The sequence below is a fragment of the Ruegeria arenilitoris genome, from assembly GCF_013031355.1.
GTDB lineage: Bacteria > Pseudomonadota > Alphaproteobacteria > Rhodobacterales > Rhodobacteraceae > Ruegeria > Ruegeria arenilitoris_C.
The window spans coordinates 136,916-153,970 of record NZ_WPZO01000004.1; the positions used below are offsets into that span (position 1 = coordinate 136,916).

Below are 17,055 nucleotides of genomic sequence, written 5' to 3' on the forward strand. Positions count from 1 at the left end.
TTTAAAAGTCGTTAGTCACATATGCGGCTTTTCAGCAAACTTTCCCCATAAGGCCCATGCGCTGCAACTGTTCCCAGCCCTCAAATCGGACCGACTGGGGTGTCCACATATCGGGTCCGTCCGCGATTGAATCATAGTAGGTCGCAAACTGGTCGGGATCGTGGAAATGCTGGCGCCGCGCTTTCTCAATCTGTGATTTGCCGACCACTTCGGGCAGGAACTTGGTGTGCAGTAATACCCCTGCAGGGATCGTGCCGTCCGGCCCGTCATAGGCTGCATTCAGGTTCCGGGGCAGAGCGGAATGACACGAGTTTACAAAGGCATAGCGCCGCGACCACCGGACCAGAGGGATTTTGTTTAGCGTCGGAGAATGACGCGGCTGATCGGCAAAGAACATGCGTTCCCGCACACCGCCCTGAACCCACAGATTGCCCAGCGGGCTTTGCCGCTGGGCCCGATACGGGCCGGGATCGAACCAGCTCAGAACTTCGGTCGGGTCGGTTTCAGGGTTATAGTTTTGCGCGCCCAGCGGCCCTTTGGGATAAAGGTCCAGCATTAGCGCACCAAAACCGATGCGGCCTTGCTGGTCCAGCTCTGCGGTCAGGTCGTGCAGGGAATTTCTATCGTAGTCGGGATAGATCAGCAGCTCATCGGCATCCACCATCAGGGTCCAATGGTCGTGCCCATGGCGCACTTGCAGCCAGGTGAGCCAATCCAGCCCATAGCGTGCGGCACGATAGCTGGCAGGGGTCTGCCACAGCGACACATCCGGCTGATCACGCAGAAACTCGACCGAACCGTCGTCGCTGCCATTGTCCACGATCAGAAAGTGATCGACACCCAGCGCACGGTAATGGCGGAAGAACCATGGCAGACGGGTGATTTCGTTGCGCAGCGTGGTGAAGGCCAAAATGGCACCGGGCCTGATCTGCGTGGTCTGATCCTGAAGGCAAGTCAGTTGGTGGCGGCTGCGAAAGGATCGCCACAGCAACCGCCGACGTTTCAGCCGCAACCGGTACTGCTGCACCCATCCGATGGGGGGAAGCGTATCGGTTGCGGTGTGCATCATCTGCCGCTCACTTCTCGTAATTGCCGTTCTGGTGCCAGCGCCAGGCATCGCCGATCATCGTCTCAAGCGTAGACCTTTTCGGGGTCCAACCCAACTCGTCCCCGGCGCGGACCGAGCCCGAAACCAGCTTGGTGCAATCCCCGGCGCGGCGCGGGCCGATGGAATAGGGCACCTCGCGGTTGGTGACGGCTTTGGAATGGCCGATCACCTCCATCACCGAAAAGCCTGATCCAGTGCCCAGATTGAACACCCGGCTGCCCTTGCCTTGTTCCAGCCAGTTCAGACCCAGCACATGCGCATCAACCAGATCGCAGACATGCACATAGTCGCGGATGCAAGTACCGTCAGAGGTGTCGTAATCGGTGCCGAACACGGTCAGCCCGTCGCGCTTGCCATCGATAGCGTCCAGCATCAGCGGCACCAGATGGGTCTCGGGGCGGTGGAATTCACCCACCTCGCCATCCGGGTCGGCCCCGGCGACGTTGAAATAGCGGAAGATCACGTGATTCAGCCCGTGTGCGGCCTGGAAATCGCGCAGGATATCCTCGATGGCGCGTTTCGACGCCCCGTAGGCGTTCAGCGGCTCTTGCGGTGTGTCTTCGTCCAGCACCACGTTGTCATGCTCGCCATAGGTGGCACAGGTCGATGAGAACACGAAGTTCAGGCAGCCAGCAGCGACGGCGGCCTCGATCAGGGACAGCGATCCGGTGACGTTGTTGGTCCAGTATTTACCGGGCTCCGACATCGCTTCACCCACCTGGCTGAGAGCGGCGAAATGCATCACGGCGGCGGGTTTGTACTTGGCAAAGACCTCATCCAGCCGAGCGCGGTCCAGCAGGTCGCCCTGTTCGAACGGGCCGAATTTCACCGCGTCCTGCCAGCCAGTGATCAGGTTGTCATAAGTCACCGGCGTATAGCCTGCCTGCGCCAGCGCCTTGCAGGCGTGCGATCCAATATATCCGGCGCCGCCGGTCACAAGAATGTTGGTCATCTATTATTCCGATCAAATAGGGTGTGCATTGCCATGCCGGAGGGCTGGCAAGTCGCGTGGGGCAGCTATCAATCCAGCCCCATCGCCATCATCATCTCTTCCAGTTTGGGGACGTCCTGGGGGTTGTTCAGCTCCCAGAACTGGCGGCCTTTGGCCTCGACCTCGACGCACAGAACCTTGCGGCCGTTCTCCATGAAGCGCAACTGTTCCAGTCCTTCCAGTTTCTCCAGCGGGCCAACGGGCCAAGTGGGGTAGGCGGCCAGCGCATCGGGACGATAGGCATAGACGCCGACATGGTGGAAGACCGGGGTCGCGTCGTCTCCGCAATAGGTTTCGGCGGTGTAGGGGACGACCTCTTTCGAGAAATACATGGCGCTGTTGTCGGTGGCGAAGACGGCTGTGGTGCCACCGACGCGGCCATTCTTGCGGTCATTCAGCAAGCTGTTCAGCGCGTCGCCGTCGCAGCGCAGAACCGGGGTGGCGACACCGGCCTCGGGCGCGGCGCGCAGACCGGCGATCAGGTCTTCGACGAACCAGTGCGGGGTCAGTGGCGCGTCACCCTGCAGGTTAACCACAATGTCATATCCTGCGCCCAACACCTCATGGGCTTCGGCGCAGCGTTCAGTGCCATTGCCGCAGGTTTCCGAGGTCATCACAACCTCGGCCCCAAAGCCTTCGGCGACCTCACGGATGCGGTCGTCATCAGTGGCGACAACCACCTTGTCGACGCCCGAGACCGAACAGGCCGCGCGCCACGATCGTTCGATCAGGGTCATCGCGTTGCCACTGGCGCCGGTCAGCGGAACCAGCGGTTTGCCCGGATAGCGGGTCGAGGCGTAGCGGGCGGGAATGGCGATCAGAACGGACATCAGGCCTCCTTCAGGTCAACACCCGGAGCGTAGGCGATGAAGAATGGGTTTGCATAGCCGTCCTTGCCATAGGTCAGCGGTTCGTGGTTGTCGAAACGGATCACCTTGCCGCCGGCACCTGCCAGAACGGCGTGGCCTGCGGCGGTGTCCCATTCCATCGTGCGACCGACGCGGGGGTACAGATCCGCCTCACCGGTGGCGACCAGACAGAACTTCAGCGACGAGCCCGCGCTCTTGCTGTCCTGCACCTGGTACTTGTTGATGTAATCCTCGGTCGCCTGATCCCGGTGCGATTTCGACGCCACGATCAAAAGTGCGGAATTGTCCGGTTTAGACACTGAAATCGGTGTCAAATCTCCCGCCTGCACTTTGTCCAGCGCACCGGTTTCCTCGACCGATTGACCATCGGCCTGCGTGTAGAACATACGCCCTTTGGCGGGGGCGTACACCACGCCACGGGTCGGAACGCCGTTTTCGACCAGCGCGATGTTCACGGTGAAATCACCGCGGCGGTTGATGAACTCTTTGGTGCCGTCCAGCGGATCGACGATCAGGAACGTATCGCCCTTTTCCGAATGCGAGGCGGCCTGTTCCTCGGTCACAAGAAGAATATCGGGGAAGGCGTCACGCAGACCAGCCGAGATCAGGGCATCGGCGGCCTCATCCGCTTCGGTCACAGGGCTGGAGTCGGATTTGACTTTGACGTCGAAATCATCCGAATTGTAAATCTCCATGATCTTGTCGCCCGCTTCCAGGGCCAGACGTCGGATGACGGGAATGAGGGCGTCGTAGGTCACAAAAATGCTCCGTTCCTGTGATTTGTTGATCGAATATCCTGACGGCCTTATGATGTGCCGGTTACGGATCGGCAAGAAATTCGTGGCAGATTGCAGGCGAAAAAACGGGAAAGACGCTTCGGGTGTATTATTTTAAGCGAAACCAGTCACTACTGGGCGGCGCGTTCACAACCGCCGAGCTTATTTTCCATGCCGTAGTGCGCAGCGTTCGATCGCAGCACAGCAACGCGGTGCTGGCTATAATTATCAACATCCTGCAGGTTCTGGCCCTTGTTGCGGTGTTTTACACGATCATGTCTTTCATGGGTCCGCGTATTGCCAGAATCCGCGGCGAGTTCATTCTTTACCTACTTTCTGGCGTGTTTTTGTTCGTAACGCATGTCAGGTCGGTCAGTTCAGTGGCGGGAGTCAGCACCGGGGGTAACCCGATGATGCTGCACTCGCCGATGAACATGATGGTCGTGCTGCTGTCGACTGCATTTGGCGCGCTTTACACGCAGATTGTCACGATCTTCGTCATTCTGTTCCTCTACAGTGTTGCGGTGGCGCCGATCGAGATTCAGGATCCAGGCGGCGCGTTTGGCATGTTGATACTGTCCTGGTTTACCGGATGCTCCGTGGGCGTTGTGTTCATGGCCCTGAAACCGTGGTTGCCGACTGTTTCCACGATGCTGAAAAACGTCTACCGCCGTCTGAACATGATCTTTTCGGGAAAGATGTTTGTGGCAAATGCGCTCGGCGGTGCCACGCTGGCAATGTTTGCGTGGAACCCGCTGTTCCATATCATCGACCAGTGCCGGGGGTTCGTCTTCCGCAATTACTTTCCACGAAACACCAGTTGGGAATACGCGCTTTGGGTTGGGCTGGCCTTGCTGCTGATCGGGCTGCTGGGGATCTTTTTCTCGCGTGAGCACGTGTCACAAAGCTGGGATGCGCGTCGCTAGTTTGCCACGCGCAGGGTCAGGTTGATCCGGCCGCCCTTGGGCAACAGTTTCGAGGACCCGAACCGGATACGGTCGATCCCGTGATAGGTCAGCCGGGCAGGGCCGCCCATGATCACCACATCGCCCGAGTTCAGCCAGATCGACTCGGTCTTGCCGCCGCGGGTCTGGTTGCCGATGCGAAACAGCGCGTCATCCCCCAATGAGATCGACAGCACAGGCCAGGAAAAATCCGCCTCATCCTTGTCCTGATGCAGGCCCATCCGGGCGCCTTCGCCGTAATAGTTGATCAGACAGCAGTCGGGATCACGGTCGGGGCTGGCCAGTTCGCGCCAGATATCAAGGACCGGATCGGGGATCGCAGGCCAGTCCGCCCCTTTGGGGTGCTGTGGCTGATACCTGTACCCGGCCTTGTCCGTCACCCAGCCCAGCGACCCGGCCGAGGTCATGCGCACCGACATTTCCTTTCCCGATGGTGTCACCGGTCGGAACAAGGGGGCCGATTTCAGAATCGGGCGCAGCACTTCGATCAGCTGCGTCTGAGCTGCGCTATCCAGATAGCCTTTTCTGATATCAAAACCGCGCAAAAGCAGTCGCGCCATTCAAGATTCCCCAATCCTTGCCAAAACCTTGCGAAAAAGGCCGCAGATTCCCGAAAACCTGCCTTTTACAACGCTTGCAGGCCTCTGATCCCGCCCTTATATACGCCGGGACGCGCGATGGTGTAGGGCCGTTCGCGCATATCAGATCGGGGCCGGGTGCCATAACGGGTCCGGACCTCGGACATCGCCTTGAAGAGAAAGGGATTGAACATATGGGAAAAGTAATCGGGATTGACCTCGGAACCACCAACTCGTGCGTTGCGATCATGGACGGTTCGCAGCCGAAGGTTATCGAAAACGCCGAAGGGGCGCGGACCACGCCCTCGATCGTCGCCTTCACAGAAGATGAGCGACTGGTCGGTCAGCCTGCAAAACGTCAGGCGGTCACCAACCCCGACAACACGATCTTTGGCGTCAAGCGTCTGATCGGTCGTCGTGTGGATGATGCAGAAGTCGAAAAAGACAAGAAAATGGTGCCGTACGCCATCGTCGATGGCGGCAATGGTGACGCGTGGGTTGAAGCCCGCGGTGAAAAGTACTCCCCAAGCCAGATCTCGGCCTTCACTCTGGGCAAGATGAAGGAAACCGCCGAGAGCTATCTGGGTGAGGAAGTCACACAGGCCGTCATCACCGTTCCGGCATATTTCAACGACGCACAGCGTCAGGCCACCAAAGACGCCGGTAAAATCGCCGGTCTGGAAGTGCTGCGGATCATCAACGAACCGACAGCTGCCGCTCTGGCCTATGGTCTGGATAAGGAAGAAACCCAAACCATCGCGGTCTATGACCTTGGTGGTGGTACTTTCGACGTGACCATTCTGGAAATCGACGACGGCCTGTTCGAGGTCAAGTCGACCAACGGTGACACCTTCCTGGGTGGTGAAGACTTTGACATGCGCATCGTCAACTACCTGGCGGATGAGTTCAAAAAGGAACACGGTGTCGACCTGTCTGCCGACAAGATGGCTCTGCAGCGTCTGAAAGAAGCTGCTGAAAAAGCTAAGATCGAGCTGTCCTCGACCTCGCAAACCGAAATCAATCAGCCGTTCATCTCGATGGGGTCGAACGGTCAGCCGCTGCACATGGTCATGAAGCTGACCCGTGCCAAGCTGGAATCGCTGGTGTCGGACCTGATCAAGAAGTCGATGAAGCCCTGTGCGGCCGCTCTGAAAGACGCCGGTCTGTCGGCTGCTGACGTGGACGAAGTTGTTCTGGTCGGTGGTATGACCCGGATGCCGAAAGTGATCGAAGAGGTCACCAAGTTCTTCGGTAAAGAGCCGCACAAGGGTGTGAACCCGGACGAAGTGGTTGCCATGGGCGCCGCCATTCAGGCCGGCGTTCTGCAGGGCGACGTCAAAGACGTGGTTCTGCTGGACGTGACCCCGCTGTCGCTGGGTATCGAAACCCTGGGTGGCGTGTTCACCCGCCTGATCGACCGGAACACCACGATCCCGACCAAAAAGTCTCAGGTCTTCTCGACCGCCGAGGACAACCAGAACGCCGTAACCATCCGCGTGTTCCAGGGTGAGCGTGAAATGGCTGCGGACAACAAGATCCTTGGTCAGTTCAACCTTGAAGATATCCCGCCCGCACCGCGCGGTATGCCTCAGATCGAGGTGACCTTCGACATCGACGCCAACGGCATTGTCTCGGTTTCGGCCAAGGACAAAGGCACTGGCAAAGAGCAGAAGATCACCATCCAGGCCTCGGGCGGTCTGTCGGACGACGATATCGAAAAGATGGTCAAGGACGCCGAAGAGAACGCGGAAGCCGACAAGGAACGCCGCGAGCTGGTCGACGCCAAGAACCAGGCGGAAAGCCTCATCCACTCGACCGAGAAGTCGATGGAAGAGCATGCCGACAAGGTCGACCCGACCACCATCGAAGCCATCGAACTGGCGATTGCCGCGCTGAAAGACGAGCTGGAAACCGAAAATGCCGACAAGATCAAGTCCGGCATCCAGAACGTCACCGAAGCGGCCATGAAGCTGGGTGAGGCCATCTACAAGGCGCAAGCCGAAGAGGCCGAGGATGAGCCTGCGGCGGCAGATGCCGCTCCGGCCGGTGACGACGACATCGTCGATGCCGAGTTCGAAGATCTGGACGACGACAAGCGTAACTAACGGGTAACCGGGCCAATGCGGGCCGGTCCGGTTGCCGGGCCGGCCCGATTACGTTGAGGCAGAAGGAAACACTGATGTCAAAACGCGACTACTATGATGTGCTCGGCGTAGCTAAGGGCGCATCGGCGGACGAGATCAAGAAGGGCTTTCGCAAGAAGGCCAAGGAATTGCATCCTGACCGCAACAAGGACAACCCGGACGCCGAGGCCCAGTTCAAGGAAGCGAACGAAGCCTATGACGTTTTGAAGGACGCCGACCGCAAGGCTGCCTACGATCGATTTGGTCATGCCGCTTTTGAAAATGGCATGGGTGGCGGTGGCCGTCCGGGAGGCGGTTTTGGTCAGGGCGATTTCTCCAGCGCGTTTTCGGATGTGTTCGACGATCTGTTCGGCGATTTCATGGGCGGTCAGCGCGGCGGTGCCGGTGGCGGCCGTCGTGCCGCGCGCGGGTCCGACCTGCGGTATAACCTGCGTGTGTCGCTGGAAGAGGCGTTTTCGGGCCTGCAGAAAACCATCAGCGTTCCCGCTGCCGTGGCCTGTTCGGCCTGCGACGGCTCGGGTGCCGAAGGAGGCGTGGAGCCGACCACCTGTCCGACTTGCTCAGGCATGGGCAAGGTTCGCGCGCAGCAAGGTTTCTTTACCGTTGAACGTACCTGTCCCACCTGTTCGGGTCTGGGCCAGATCATCAAGAATCCCTGTAAATCCTGCGGTGGTGCAGGCCGCGTGGAAAAAGAACGCGCTCTGTCCGTGAACATCCCCGCAGGTGTCGAAACCGGAACCCGAATCCGTCTGGCGGGTGAGGGTGAGGCCGGGATGCGCGGCGGCCCTCCGGGTGATCTCTATATCTTTGTCGAAGTGTCGGATCACAAACTGTTTGAACGCGACAGCGTGAACCTCTATTGCCGCGTGCCGGTCAGCATGGCCAAGGCCGCACTGGGCGGATCGATCGAAGTGCCCACCATCGACGGTGGACGCGGTCGCGTGCAGATTCCAGCCGGCAGCCAGTCGGGTCGTCAGATGCGTCTGCGCGGCAAGGGTATGCCTGCCCTGCGTGGTGGTGGCGTCGGGGACATGTTCATCGAACTGGCCGTGGAAACCCCAGTCAACCTGACCAGTCGCCAGAAAGAACTGCTGAAAGAGTTCGATGATTTGGGTGAAGATAACCATCCAGAATCAAAAAGCTTTTTCTCATCCGTCAAATCCTTCTGGGATGGGATGAAAGGCTAAAGCCTTATCACCAAAAGAAGCTAAGATTGAGCCGGCCCCCAGAGGCCGGCTTTTTCATTCCATAAGTCCAGTTTGACCATCGACTGCGCCAAAATTGGCCCTTGATTCCCCTGCCAACCCTTGAGATTGTCCGCCCAACCGTTGGGGTGCCCCGATCAAGGGGCTGAGAGGCGTGAATGCGCTAACCCATCGAACCTGATCCGGGCAATACCGGCGTAGGGAACGGTCGTATACATTACAGACGTTTTCCTTGCTGCGTTGCCCATTGATGATGGAGCAACGATATGGCGCATATTGCCCTGACTATTGCGGGCTCGGACAGCGGCGGTGGGGCCGGGATACAGGCGGATCTCAAGGCGATGTCCGCTTTGGGTGTATATGGCGCCAGTGTGATCACGGCGGTGACGGCGCAGAACACCCGGGCCGTGACGGCAGTGCATGGGATACCGCTGGATGTGGTTTCCGCCCAGATCGAGGCGGTACTGACCGATCTGGATGTCGGCGCGATCAAGATCGGGATGTTGGCGAACCCGGAGATTATTCAGGCGGTCGCGGATGCCATTGCCGGGTTCGATGGCCCGGTTGTGCTGGACCCGGTGATGATTGCCAAATCCGGTGATGCGTTGCTGGCGCAGGATGCAGTGCTGACTTTACGCGACATCCTTCTGCCTCGCGCCACCGTATTGACCCCTAACCTGCCGGAAGCAGCCTGTTTGCTAGGAGCTACTGAAGCTGAAACCCCCGACCAGATGATTGCACAGGGGCTTGCCTTGTGCGGGTTGGGCGCAGGATCGGTGTTGATGAAAGGGGGGCATGGCCGCGGGACTGTCTGCCATGATCTGCTGGTTGATGCTTCTGGTCTGGTGGCCGAGTTCACCGCCCCCCGACGCGAGACGCGGAACACGCATGGCACCGGGTGCACCTTGTCTTCGTCGATTGCAGCCGGGCTTGCGCTGGGCCTCGACCTGACCGATGCCGTCGCGCAGGCGCATGAGTACCTGCAAGGGGCCATCGCCTTGGCGGACGGTTTGATGATCGGGCAGGGGCACGGGCCGGTGCATCACTTCCATCGGGTTTGGCCCGCGTGACGGTCTGGTCGGTCATAGGGTCCGGCGTGGCCGGTTTGGCCGTCGCCAGCGAACTTGTTTCGCGCGGTGCCAAGGTTCAGGTGTTCGACCCCGCCGGCCCTCCGGGTCCACACGGGTGTTCGTGGTGGGCGGGCGGTATGCTGGCACCATGGTGTGAGTATGAAAACGCCGAGGAACCGGTGTTGCGCTTGGGTCAGATTGCGCTGGACTGGTGGGCAGCGCGCACTCGGGTAGAACGGCGGGGTACGCTGGTCGTGGCCAACCCGCGCGACCTGCCCGATCTACGCCGGTTTGCGCGACGGACCGATGGGTACAGTGAAGTTGATCGGTCCAAAATTGCTGAATTAGAGCCTGATCTACACAGGTTCACCAAGGGTCTCCATTTCATGAATGAAGCCCATCTGAATCCACGCCAAGCTTTGCGGGACCTCTATAAGCAACTGCTGGACCAAGGCGTAGAAATCCACCGAAAACTGGCTCCATCGCGGTTGGAAAATGCGATCGACTGCCGGGGTTTACACGCTCGCGAAGTGCTGCACGATCTGCGCGGCGTGAAGGGTGAGATGTTGGTGATCCGTTGCCCGGACGTGACCCTGACCCGGCCTGTGCGGCTGCTGCACCCAAGGATGCCGCTCTACATCGTTCCGCGCGGGGACGGCATCTACATGCTGGGCGCGACGATGATCGAAAGCGAAGACAGCAGCCGCATCACCGCGCGCTCGATGCTGGAACTGCTCAGCGCAGCCTATGCGCTGAACCCCGCGTTCGGAGAGGCCGAAGTGATTGAGATCGGCGTCGATCTACGCCCGGCCTTTCCCGATAACCTGCCGCGCATCCGGCGGCTGGGGCACACGATCTATGCCAATGGCCTCTATCGCCACGGCTATCTGCTGGCCCCGGCGCTGGCGCAGGGCGTGGCGGATCTGGCGCTGGACAACAAACATTCGGAGATGGTCGATGAAGATCGTGCTTAATGGTGAACCGCGCGAGGTACGCGCCCAAACCCTCTCGGACCTGTTGGTCGAATGCGGAATCTCGGGACGGGTAGCGACGGCCGTGAACGAGGATTTCGTGCCTTCGGGTCTGCGCATTGCCCACACACTGGCCGACGGCGATCGGATCGAAGTTGTCGCGCCGATGCAGGGGGGCTGAAGATGAAGACTTTCTACGGCACCTCTCTGCCCAATCCGCTGATGCTGGGTACGGCGCAATATCCCAGCCCTGCGATCCTGGAACAGGCGTTTCGGGACAGCGGTGCCGGGGTGGCCACCGTGTCGCTGCGGCGTGAATCTGGTGCGGGTCAGACATTCTGGCAGATGGTCCGCGAGTTGGGCGTGATGGTCCTGCCGAACACAGCCGGGTGCCATACGGTCAAAGAGGCCGTGACCACCGCCCATATGGCGCGTGAGGTGTTCGATACAAAATGGATCAAGCTGGAACTGATCGGCCACACCGACAGCCTGCAGCCGGATGTGTTCCAACTGGTCGAGGCCGCACGCGTCCTGACCGAGGACGGGTTTCAGGTGTTTCCTTACACCACCGATGACCTGATCGTGGGCGAACGTCTGCTGGCGGCGGGGTGTGAGGTATTGATGCCCTGGGGCGCCCCAATTGGATCGGGGCGCGGACTGAACAACGCATATGCTCTACGCGCGATGCGGGCCGAATTCCCGGATGTGCCGCTGGTGATCGACGCTGGGATCGGTTTGCCCAGCCACGCGGCGCAGGCGATGGAGCTGGGCTATGACGCGGTTCTGCTGAATACCGCCGTGGCGCGGGCGGGCGATCCGGCGGCGATGGCCAAGGCGATGATGCTGGCGATTGAAGCCGGACAATTGGCCCATCAGGCCGACCCGATTGAGGCACGCGATATGGCCGAAGCTTCAACACCGGTGATCGGAAAGGCGTTTCTGTCATGATCCTCGACCGGTTTTACCCGATTTTCGACCATTCGGACTGGCTGAGCCGAATGCTTCCCTTGGGTGTGAAACTTGTGCAGTTGCGGATCAAGGATCAGCCCGATGCAGTGGTGCGCGAACAGATTGCCCTGTCGCGCGATCTCTGCCGTCAGCATGGCGCGGTTCTGGTGATCAACGACTATTGGCAGGCTGCGATTGAGGCGGGGTGCGACTGGATTCACCTCGGGCAGGAGGATCTGGATGAGGTTGATCTGAAGGCTATCCGCAAGGCGGGGCTGAAACTGGGCGTTTCGACTCACGATGACGATGAATTGGAGCGGGTCCTGGAGATGGACCCGGACTATGTGGCGCTGGGGCCGGTCTATCCGACAATCCTGAAGAAGATGAAGTGGGAGCAGCAGGGCTTGCCTCGCGTCACCGAATGGAAGGCGCGGGTGGGGGATATCCCTCTGGTCGGCATTGGCGGGATGAGTGTTGAACGCGCGCCGGGCGTGTTGCAGGCGGGGGCTGATATCGTCTCGGTCGTCACCGACATCACGCTGAATGCCGGCCCCGAGGCCCGCGTGCGCGAATGGATCGAGGTCACGCGATGAACCGCTATACCCGCCAGATGATCCTGCCCGAGGTGGGTGCAGAGGGGCAGGCCCGCTTGTCCGCCGCGAAGGTTCTGGTGGTGGGCGCGGGCGGGCTGGCCGCTCCGGCGCTGCCGCTGTTGGCCGGGGCTGGGGTGGGGCAGTTGACGATCATGGACCGCGATCATGTTGCCCTGTCGAACCTGCATCGGCAGACGTTTTTTACTGAGGCAGATTGTGGGCGCCCAAAGGCGGAGGTCGCGGCGGATCGTTGCCGGGGCTTAAATAGTGATGTCAGGATTTTCGCAAAAAAACAGGCTCTAACAAACGACAATGTGGCTGAGTTTGTCGAACAGGCAGACTTGGTCCTAGATTGCGCCGACAGCTACGCGGCCAGCTATACCCTGTCGGACACCTGTTTCGAATTGGGTAAGCCGCTGATTTCAGCATCCGTGTTGGGGTTGTCGGGCTACGTCGGCAGCTTTTGCGGCAGCGCGCCCTCCCTGCGGGCGGTGTTCCCGGACGCACCTGACAGCGGCGCTAGCTGCGCAACCGCTGGGGTGTTGGGTCCGGTCGTTGGAATGATCGGAGCGATGCAGGCGCAGATGGCGCTGAACCTGATCCTCGGCCTTCAGCCCTCCCCGCTGGGACAGATTGTACAGGTCGATGCGCGCACCTTCCGCAGCACCACGTTCCGCTTTGACGAGGCCCCGGAACCAGATCGGTACTTCCCCTTTGTTTCGGCCAATCAATTGACCGAGGACGATCTGATCATCGAGCTGCGCAGCACGGATGAGGCACCCGGTTCCATTCATCCCAATGCCCGGCGCGCATCGACGGACACTCTTAGAAAAGACCCTAAAAAAGGGAAAAGACTGGCGCTTTGTTGCGCCACCGGCCTGCGCGCCTGGCGGGCCGCGGAAGAACTGCAACCGGATTGGCCGGGCGAGATCGTCCTTGTCGCGGCGTCAACCTCGTGAGTGAAAAGGAAACGCGAGACATGAAGAAACTGATCACAGCCATTGCCCTGCTGGCCGCCGCGCCCGCCTGGGCCGAGGATAAGATGACCGTCCTGTTGGACTGGTTCATCAACCCCGACCATGGCCCCATCATCGTGGCGCAGGAAAACGGTTACTTCGCCGATGAGGGGCTTGAGGTGGAAATCATCCCGCCCGCCGACCCCTCGGCCCCGCCGCGCCTGGTGGCCGCCGGTCAGGCGGATCTGGCAGTTTCCTACCAACCGCAACTTCACCTGCAGATTCACGAGGGCCTGCCGCTAAAACGTGTCGGCACGCTGGTTGCCACCCCGCTGAACTGCCTGCTGGTGCTTGAAGATGGACCGATCGAAACGCTGGCTGACCTCAAAGACAAGAAGGTCGGCTTCTCGGTCGCTGGAGTGGAAGAGGCGGTTCTGTCCGCGATGCTGAACAACCATGACGTGGCGCTGGACGATATCGAGATGATCAACGTGAACTTCTCACTGTCGCCGTCGCTGATGTCCGGTCAGGTGGATGCGGTGATCGGGGCCTTCCGCAACTTTGAACTGAACCAGATGGATATCGAAGGCGTCGCAGGCCGCTGTTTCTATATCGAGGAAGAAGGCGTGCCGCCTTATGATGAGCTGATCTATGTCGCCAACCCCGAAACGATGGATGCCGACAAGGTCGCGCGTTTTCTGGCCGCGACAGAAAAAGCGACCCAGTTCATCGTGAACAACCCGGAAAAGAGCTGGGAGATTTTCGCCGCCACCTCGCCAGAATTGCAGGATGAGCTGAACGCCCGCGCCTGGGTCGACACGCTGCCCCGTTTTGCTCTGCGCCCCGCGGGTTTTGACGCGGGCCGCTATGCCCGGTTCGAGGCATTCCTGAAAGACAGCGGCATGATCGACAGCATCAACCCGGTAAACGACATCACCATCGACGTGACCGTGCAATGAGCGGATACGGCAAAGCGTTCACGCTGATGCGTGATGCGGCGCAGGGGCCGTGGCGGGATTACACCCGCCACGCCTTTGTCGAAGGGATGAAGGATGGCACCCTGCCGCGTGCAGCGTTTCTGCACTATCTGCGGCAGGACTACGTGTTCCTGATCCACTTCTCGCGCGCTTGGGCATTGGCGGTGGTGAAGTCCGAAACCCATTCCGAGATGCTGACTGCGGTTGCGACCGTCAACGCATTGGTGGCTGAAGAAATGCAGCTGCATATCGGGATTTGCGAGGCAGAAGGCATCTCGGGCGAAGAGCTGCTCGCAACCAAGGAGCGAGCCGAGAATCTGGCCTATACCCGCTTTGTGCTCGAGGCCGGGTATAGCGGCGATCTGCTGGACCTTTTGGCCGCGCTGGCGCCTTGCGTGATGGGGTATGGTGAGATTGGTGCTCGGCTGGCGTCCGAGGCCACGTCCGACACCTATCGCGACTGGATCAACACCTATGCCAGCCCGGACTATCAAGGGGCCTGTCAGGCAGTAGGCGTACTGCTCGATGCGGCTCTAACACGGCGCATTGGTGCGGATTTTGAGGCGTCGCCGCGCTGGCAGCGCCTGAGCCAGACCTTCCGCACCGCGACTGAGCTTGAGGTCGGTTTCTGGCAAATGGGCCTGACCCCGTGACCCCAGCACCTGACCTGACCATAGCCGGATCGGCCAGCATCAACGGCACAACGCTGTTTGCGCCGCTGTCCCTGACGCTTGGCGCGGGGCAATGGACCTGCCTGCTAGGCGGGTCGGGTGTTGGAAAAACCACCGTTCTGCGCTTGATTGCAGGGCTGGATACCGGGGCAGAATTCACCGGCCGGATCACCGCCAGCGATGGCCACCCGGTGACCGCGCGCGTCGCCTATATGGCGCAGGACGATCTGTTGCTGCCTTGGGCGACAGTGGCGCAGAATGTCTCGCTGGGCGCGCGGTTGCGGGGTGAAAAACCGGACCTTGCGCACCGTGACCGTCTGATCGAACGGATGCGCCTGCAGGATCATCTGACCAAGAAGCCCGGCGAATTGTCCGGTGGTCAGCGGCAGCGCGTCGCCCTGGCCCGCACGCTGATGGAAGATCGCCCCATCGTGTTGTTGGATGAGCCGTTCTCGGCGCTCGATGCCCGCACCCGCGCGGATATGCAGGATTTGGCGGCCGAGGCATTGCAGGGGCGGACCGTTCTGCTGGTCACCCATGACCCGGCCGAGGCCGCAAGGCTGGGTCAGTCCATCGTGGTGATGTCGCAGCACGGCTTGACCCCCTGTCAGCCTCCTGCTGCGCCTGCGCCACGCAAGGTCGATGACCGGGGGTCGCTGGAAGCCCAAGGTGCGCTGCTGCGTCTTTTGCGCGAGGAAGCGGCGTGAAATACCTCTCGGCCCTTGCTGCAACCCTGTTCGCATTGGCGGTCTGGCAAGCGATTGTTTCGCTAACTGGATTGCCGAAATTCATCCTGCCCGGCCCCGCCTTGGTGGCGGAGACATGGTGGCAAAACCGCTGGCTGATTGCCGAACACACGTGGATCACCGCAGTCGAAGTGGTGGTCGGGTTGGCCTGTGGAACGGTTCTGGGGGTTGTCACCGCGCTACAACTGGCCAATTCCCGTGCCGCGAGAGTTTTGGTGCAGCCGATGCTGGTCTTCACGCAGGCGCTGCCGGTCTTTGCGCTGGCGCCGCTGCTGACCCTGTGGCTGGGCTACGGGCTGTGGTCCAAGGTGGCGATGGCGGTGCTGATCATCTATTTCCCGATCACCTCATCCTTTTTTGATGGCTTGATGCGGACGCCTGCGGGGTATCTCGATCTGGCGCGCACCATGCAGGCCAGCCCGCGCGCGGTGTTGTGGCATATCCGGATACCTGCGGCGCTGCCGTCGCTGGCCTCAGGGATGCGGCTGGCGGCGGTCTATGCGCCGATTGGGGCGGTGATCGGCGAATGGGTCGGCTCTTCGCAGGGGTTGGGGTATCTGATGTTGCTGGCCAATGGCCGCGCCAAGACCGATCTGATGTTTGCGGCGATGCTGACGCTGGGAGTGTTTTCGATCCTGCTGCATATGCTTGTCCGCCGCGCCACTTCCCGCATGGCGGGCGAGGCGCGTTAACCTTTCAGAAACCGATTCTGCGCCAGTCTGAGGGCATGACCCAGGACGCCTTTGCCGAAGCCCCGATGCTGTTTGAAACTGACGAAGCCCCGGTGCAGCCGCTGCCGTCGGGGCGATTACCGTCTTACATCAAGGATCACCGCAAACGGCTGCGTGAACGGTTCATGTCGGGTGGCTCGGCCGCGATACCGGATTATGAGCTGTTGGAGTTGGTCCTGTTCCGATCCATTCCCCGACAGGACGTCAAACCGCTGGCGCGGGCACTGATGGATACGTTCGGCGATTTCAACCGGGTACTGACCGCGCCCGAGGAACGACTGCGGCAGATCAAGGGCGTTGGCGATACGGTTATCACCGATCTGAAAATCCTTGAGGCCTGCGCCCACCGCATGGCCCGCGCGCGGGTGATGCAGCGGCATGTGATCTCTGGCTGGGACGCGCTGCTGGATTATTGCCACACCACCATGGCCCATCGCGAGACCGAGCAGTTCCGGGTATTCTACCTGGACCGCAAGAACGTGCTGATCGCGGATGAGGAACAGGCCAAGGGCACCGTCGATCACGTGCCGGTCTATCCGCGTGAGGTGGCGAAACGGGCGCTGGAACTGAATGCCTCGGCGCTTATTCTGGTGCACAACCATCCGTCGGGCGATCCGACTCCGTCACAGTCGGATATCGACATGACCAACCGGATTCAGGATGCCTGTCTGGCGCTGGGCCTGACGTTGCACGATCACCTGATCATCGGCAAATCGAATGAGCTGAGCTTTCGGTCGGAAGGGTATCTCTAGCGGG

At 60.5% G+C, this 17,055-nt stretch carries 19 protein-coding genes and 1 riboswitch; of the genes, 14 read left to right on the forward strand and 5 right to left on the reverse strand.

Annotated elements, in window-relative coordinates; translation table 11 throughout:
* Positions 1 to 31: 31 nt before the first annotated feature.
* From GOX63_RS11675 to cysQ, 4 genes are all read right to left on the reverse strand, one after another.
* Positions 32 to 1,069 (reverse strand): glycosyltransferase family 2 protein, encoded by a 1,038-nt coding sequence (locus GOX63_RS11675; protein WP_437436611.1) that lies wholly within the window; start codon positions 1,067 to 1,069, stop codon positions 32 to 34.
* 7 nt (positions 1,070 to 1,076) lie between these two features.
* Entirely contained in the window at positions 1,077 to 2,060 is a 984-nt protein-coding gene (gene galE, locus GOX63_RS11680; protein ID WP_170326153.1) for a UDP-glucose 4-epimerase GalE, read from the reverse strand.
* A 68-nt stretch (positions 2,061 to 2,128) separates the two neighbouring features.
* The gene (locus GOX63_RS11685) at positions 2,129 to 2,929 is read right to left on the reverse strand and encodes a 3-deoxy-manno-octulosonate cytidylyltransferase (RefSeq protein WP_170326154.1); all 801 of its coding nucleotides are present in this window, start codon (positions 2,927 to 2,929) and stop codon (positions 2,129 to 2,131) included.
* A complete protein-coding gene (gene cysQ / locus GOX63_RS11690) occupies positions 2,929 to 3,726 on the reverse strand; it encodes a 3'(2'),5'-bisphosphate nucleotidase CysQ (RefSeq protein ID WP_170326155.1) in 798 nt (265 codons plus the stop codon). The genes GOX63_RS11685 and cysQ overlap by 1 nt, the downstream gene beginning before the upstream one ends.
* A 122-nt stretch (positions 3,727 to 3,848) precedes the next feature.
* Between cysQ and GOX63_RS11695 the strand changes: the two genes are divergently transcribed.
* On the forward strand, positions 3,849 to 4,670 hold the full coding sequence (locus GOX63_RS11695) for an ABC transporter permease (RefSeq protein WP_170326156.1): 822 nt from the start codon (positions 3,849 to 3,851) through the stop codon (positions 4,668 to 4,670).
* Here GOX63_RS11695 and GOX63_RS11700 read toward each other — a convergent pair.
* Positions 4,667 to 5,269 carry an alpha-ketoglutarate-dependent dioxygenase AlkB family protein gene (locus GOX63_RS11700; RefSeq protein ID WP_170326157.1) on the reverse strand — a complete coding sequence of 201 codons (603 nt, stop codon included), beginning with the start codon at positions 5,267 to 5,269 and terminating at the stop codon, positions 4,667 to 4,669. The two genes, GOX63_RS11695 and GOX63_RS11700, sit on opposite strands and share 4 nt — an antisense overlap.
* Before the next feature lie 212 nt (positions 5,270 to 5,481).
* Between GOX63_RS11700 and dnaK the strand changes: the two genes are divergently transcribed.
* The 13 genes from dnaK to radC all read left to right on the forward strand — a co-directional run bounded on the left by dnaK (position 5,482) and on the right by radC (position 17,051).
* Positions 5,482 to 7,392, forward strand: coding sequence for a molecular chaperone DnaK (gene dnaK, locus GOX63_RS11705; protein WP_170326158.1), 1,911 nt, complete (start codon positions 5,482 to 5,484; stop codon positions 7,390 to 7,392).
* A gap of 74 nt (positions 7,393 to 7,466) precedes the next feature.
* On the forward strand, positions 7,467 to 8,618 hold the full coding sequence (dnaJ, locus tag GOX63_RS11710; RefSeq protein WP_170326159.1) for a molecular chaperone DnaJ: 1,152 nt from the start codon (positions 7,467 to 7,469) through the stop codon (positions 8,616 to 8,618).
* A gap of 132 nt (positions 8,619 to 8,750) precedes the next feature.
* Positions 8,751 to 8,857: riboswitch (TPP riboswitch) on the forward strand.
* 45 nt (positions 8,858 to 8,902) lie between these two features.
* On the forward strand, positions 8,903 to 9,706 hold the full coding sequence (thiD, locus tag GOX63_RS11715) for a bifunctional hydroxymethylpyrimidine kinase/phosphomethylpyrimidine kinase (protein ID WP_170326160.1): 804 nt from the start codon (positions 8,903 to 8,905) through the stop codon (positions 9,704 to 9,706).
* Positions 9,703 to 10,680: an FAD-dependent oxidoreductase gene (locus GOX63_RS11720; protein WP_170326161.1), complete on the forward strand. Its 978-nt coding sequence runs from the start codon at positions 9,703 to 9,705 to the stop codon at positions 10,678 to 10,680. Before thiD ends, GOX63_RS11720 begins: the two co-directional genes overlap by 4 nt.
* A complete protein-coding gene (thiS, locus tag GOX63_RS11725) occupies positions 10,664 to 10,858 on the forward strand; it encodes a sulfur carrier protein ThiS (protein ID WP_170326162.1) in 195 nt (64 codons plus the stop codon). The genes GOX63_RS11720 and thiS overlap by 17 nt, the downstream gene beginning before the upstream one ends.
* Positions 10,859 to 10,860: 2 nt before the next feature.
* Positions 10,861 to 11,625, forward strand: a complete 765-nt coding sequence (locus GOX63_RS11730; RefSeq protein WP_170326163.1) for a thiazole synthase — start codon at positions 10,861 to 10,863, stop codon at positions 11,623 to 11,625.
* Entirely contained in the window at positions 11,622 to 12,218 is a 597-nt protein-coding gene (locus tag GOX63_RS11735) for a thiamine phosphate synthase (RefSeq protein WP_170326164.1), read from the forward strand. Before GOX63_RS11730 ends, GOX63_RS11735 begins: the two co-directional genes overlap by 4 nt.
* On the forward strand, positions 12,215 to 13,177 hold the full coding sequence (locus tag GOX63_RS11740) for a ThiF family adenylyltransferase (protein ID WP_170326165.1): 963 nt from the start codon (positions 12,215 to 12,217) through the stop codon (positions 13,175 to 13,177). Before GOX63_RS11735 ends, GOX63_RS11740 begins: the two co-directional genes overlap by 4 nt.
* Before the next feature lie 20 nt (positions 13,178 to 13,197).
* Positions 13,198 to 14,133: an ABC transporter substrate-binding protein gene (locus tag GOX63_RS11745; protein ID WP_170326166.1), complete on the forward strand. Its 936-nt coding sequence runs from the start codon at positions 13,198 to 13,200 to the stop codon at positions 14,131 to 14,133.
* Complete coding sequence (gene tenA / locus GOX63_RS11750; RefSeq protein WP_170326167.1) at positions 14,130 to 14,804, forward strand: thiaminase II; 675 nt, start codon at positions 14,130 to 14,132, stop codon at positions 14,802 to 14,804. The genes GOX63_RS11745 and tenA overlap by 4 nt, the downstream gene beginning before the upstream one ends.
* Positions 14,801 to 15,529 (forward strand): ABC transporter ATP-binding protein, encoded by a 729-nt coding sequence (locus tag GOX63_RS11755; protein WP_170326168.1) that lies wholly within the window; start codon positions 14,801 to 14,803, stop codon positions 15,527 to 15,529. Before tenA ends, GOX63_RS11755 begins: the two co-directional genes overlap by 4 nt.
* On the forward strand, positions 15,526 to 16,260 hold the full coding sequence (locus GOX63_RS11760; protein ID WP_170326169.1) for an ABC transporter permease: 735 nt from the start codon (positions 15,526 to 15,528) through the stop codon (positions 16,258 to 16,260). The genes GOX63_RS11755 and GOX63_RS11760 overlap by 4 nt, the downstream gene beginning before the upstream one ends.
* 35 nt (positions 16,261 to 16,295) lie before the next feature.
* Positions 16,296 to 17,051 carry a RadC family protein gene (radC, locus tag GOX63_RS11765; protein WP_170326170.1) on the forward strand — a complete coding sequence of 252 codons (756 nt, stop codon included), beginning with the start codon at positions 16,296 to 16,298 and terminating at the stop codon, positions 17,049 to 17,051.
* The last annotated feature ends 4 nt before the right edge of the window (positions 17,052 to 17,055 follow it).

Bases quoted from the DNA above. Each gene is read 5' to 3' on its own strand.
- tenA (WP_170326167.1), top strand. From the start codon at position 14,130: ATGAGCGGATACGGCAAAGCGTTCACGCTGATGCGTGATGCGGCGCAG.
- GOX63_RS11740 (WP_170326165.1), top strand. From the start codon at position 12,215: ATGAACCGCTATACCCGCCAGATGATCCTGCCCGAGGTGGGTGCAGAG.
- GOX63_RS11685 (WP_170326154.1), bottom strand. From the start codon at position 2,929: ATGTCCGTTCTGATCGCCATTCCCGCCCGCTACGCCTCGACCCGCTAT.
- GOX63_RS11675 (WP_437436611.1), bottom strand. From the start codon at position 1,069: ATGATGCACACCGCAACCGATACGCTTCCCCCCATCGGATGGGTGCAG.
- thiD (WP_170326160.1), top strand. From the start codon at position 8,903: ATGGCGCATATTGCCCTGACTATTGCGGGCTCGGACAGCGGCGGTGGG.
- galE (WP_170326153.1), bottom strand. From the start codon at position 2,060: ATGACCAACATTCTTGTGACCGGCGGCGCCGGATATATTGGATCGCAC.
- GOX63_RS11745 (WP_170326166.1), top strand. From the start codon at position 13,198: ATGAAGAAACTGATCACAGCCATTGCCCTGCTGGCCGCCGCGCCCGCC.
- dnaJ (WP_170326159.1), top strand. From the start codon at position 7,467: ATGTCAAAACGCGACTACTATGATGTGCTCGGCGTAGCTAAGGGCGCA.
- dnaK (WP_170326158.1), top strand. From the start codon at position 5,482: ATGGGAAAAGTAATCGGGATTGACCTCGGAACCACCAACTCGTGCGTT.
- GOX63_RS11735 (WP_170326164.1), top strand. From the start codon at position 11,622: ATGATCCTCGACCGGTTTTACCCGATTTTCGACCATTCGGACTGGCTG.
- radC (WP_170326170.1), top strand. From the start codon at position 16,296: ATGACCCAGGACGCCTTTGCCGAAGCCCCGATGCTGTTTGAAACTGAC.
- GOX63_RS11730 (WP_170326163.1), top strand. From the start codon at position 10,861: ATGAAGACTTTCTACGGCACCTCTCTGCCCAATCCGCTGATGCTGGGT.
- thiS (WP_170326162.1), top strand. From the start codon at position 10,664: ATGAAGATCGTGCTTAATGGTGAACCGCGCGAGGTACGCGCCCAAACC.
- GOX63_RS11700 (WP_170326157.1), bottom strand. From the start codon at position 5,269: ATGGCGCGACTGCTTTTGCGCGGTTTTGATATCAGAAAAGGCTATCTG.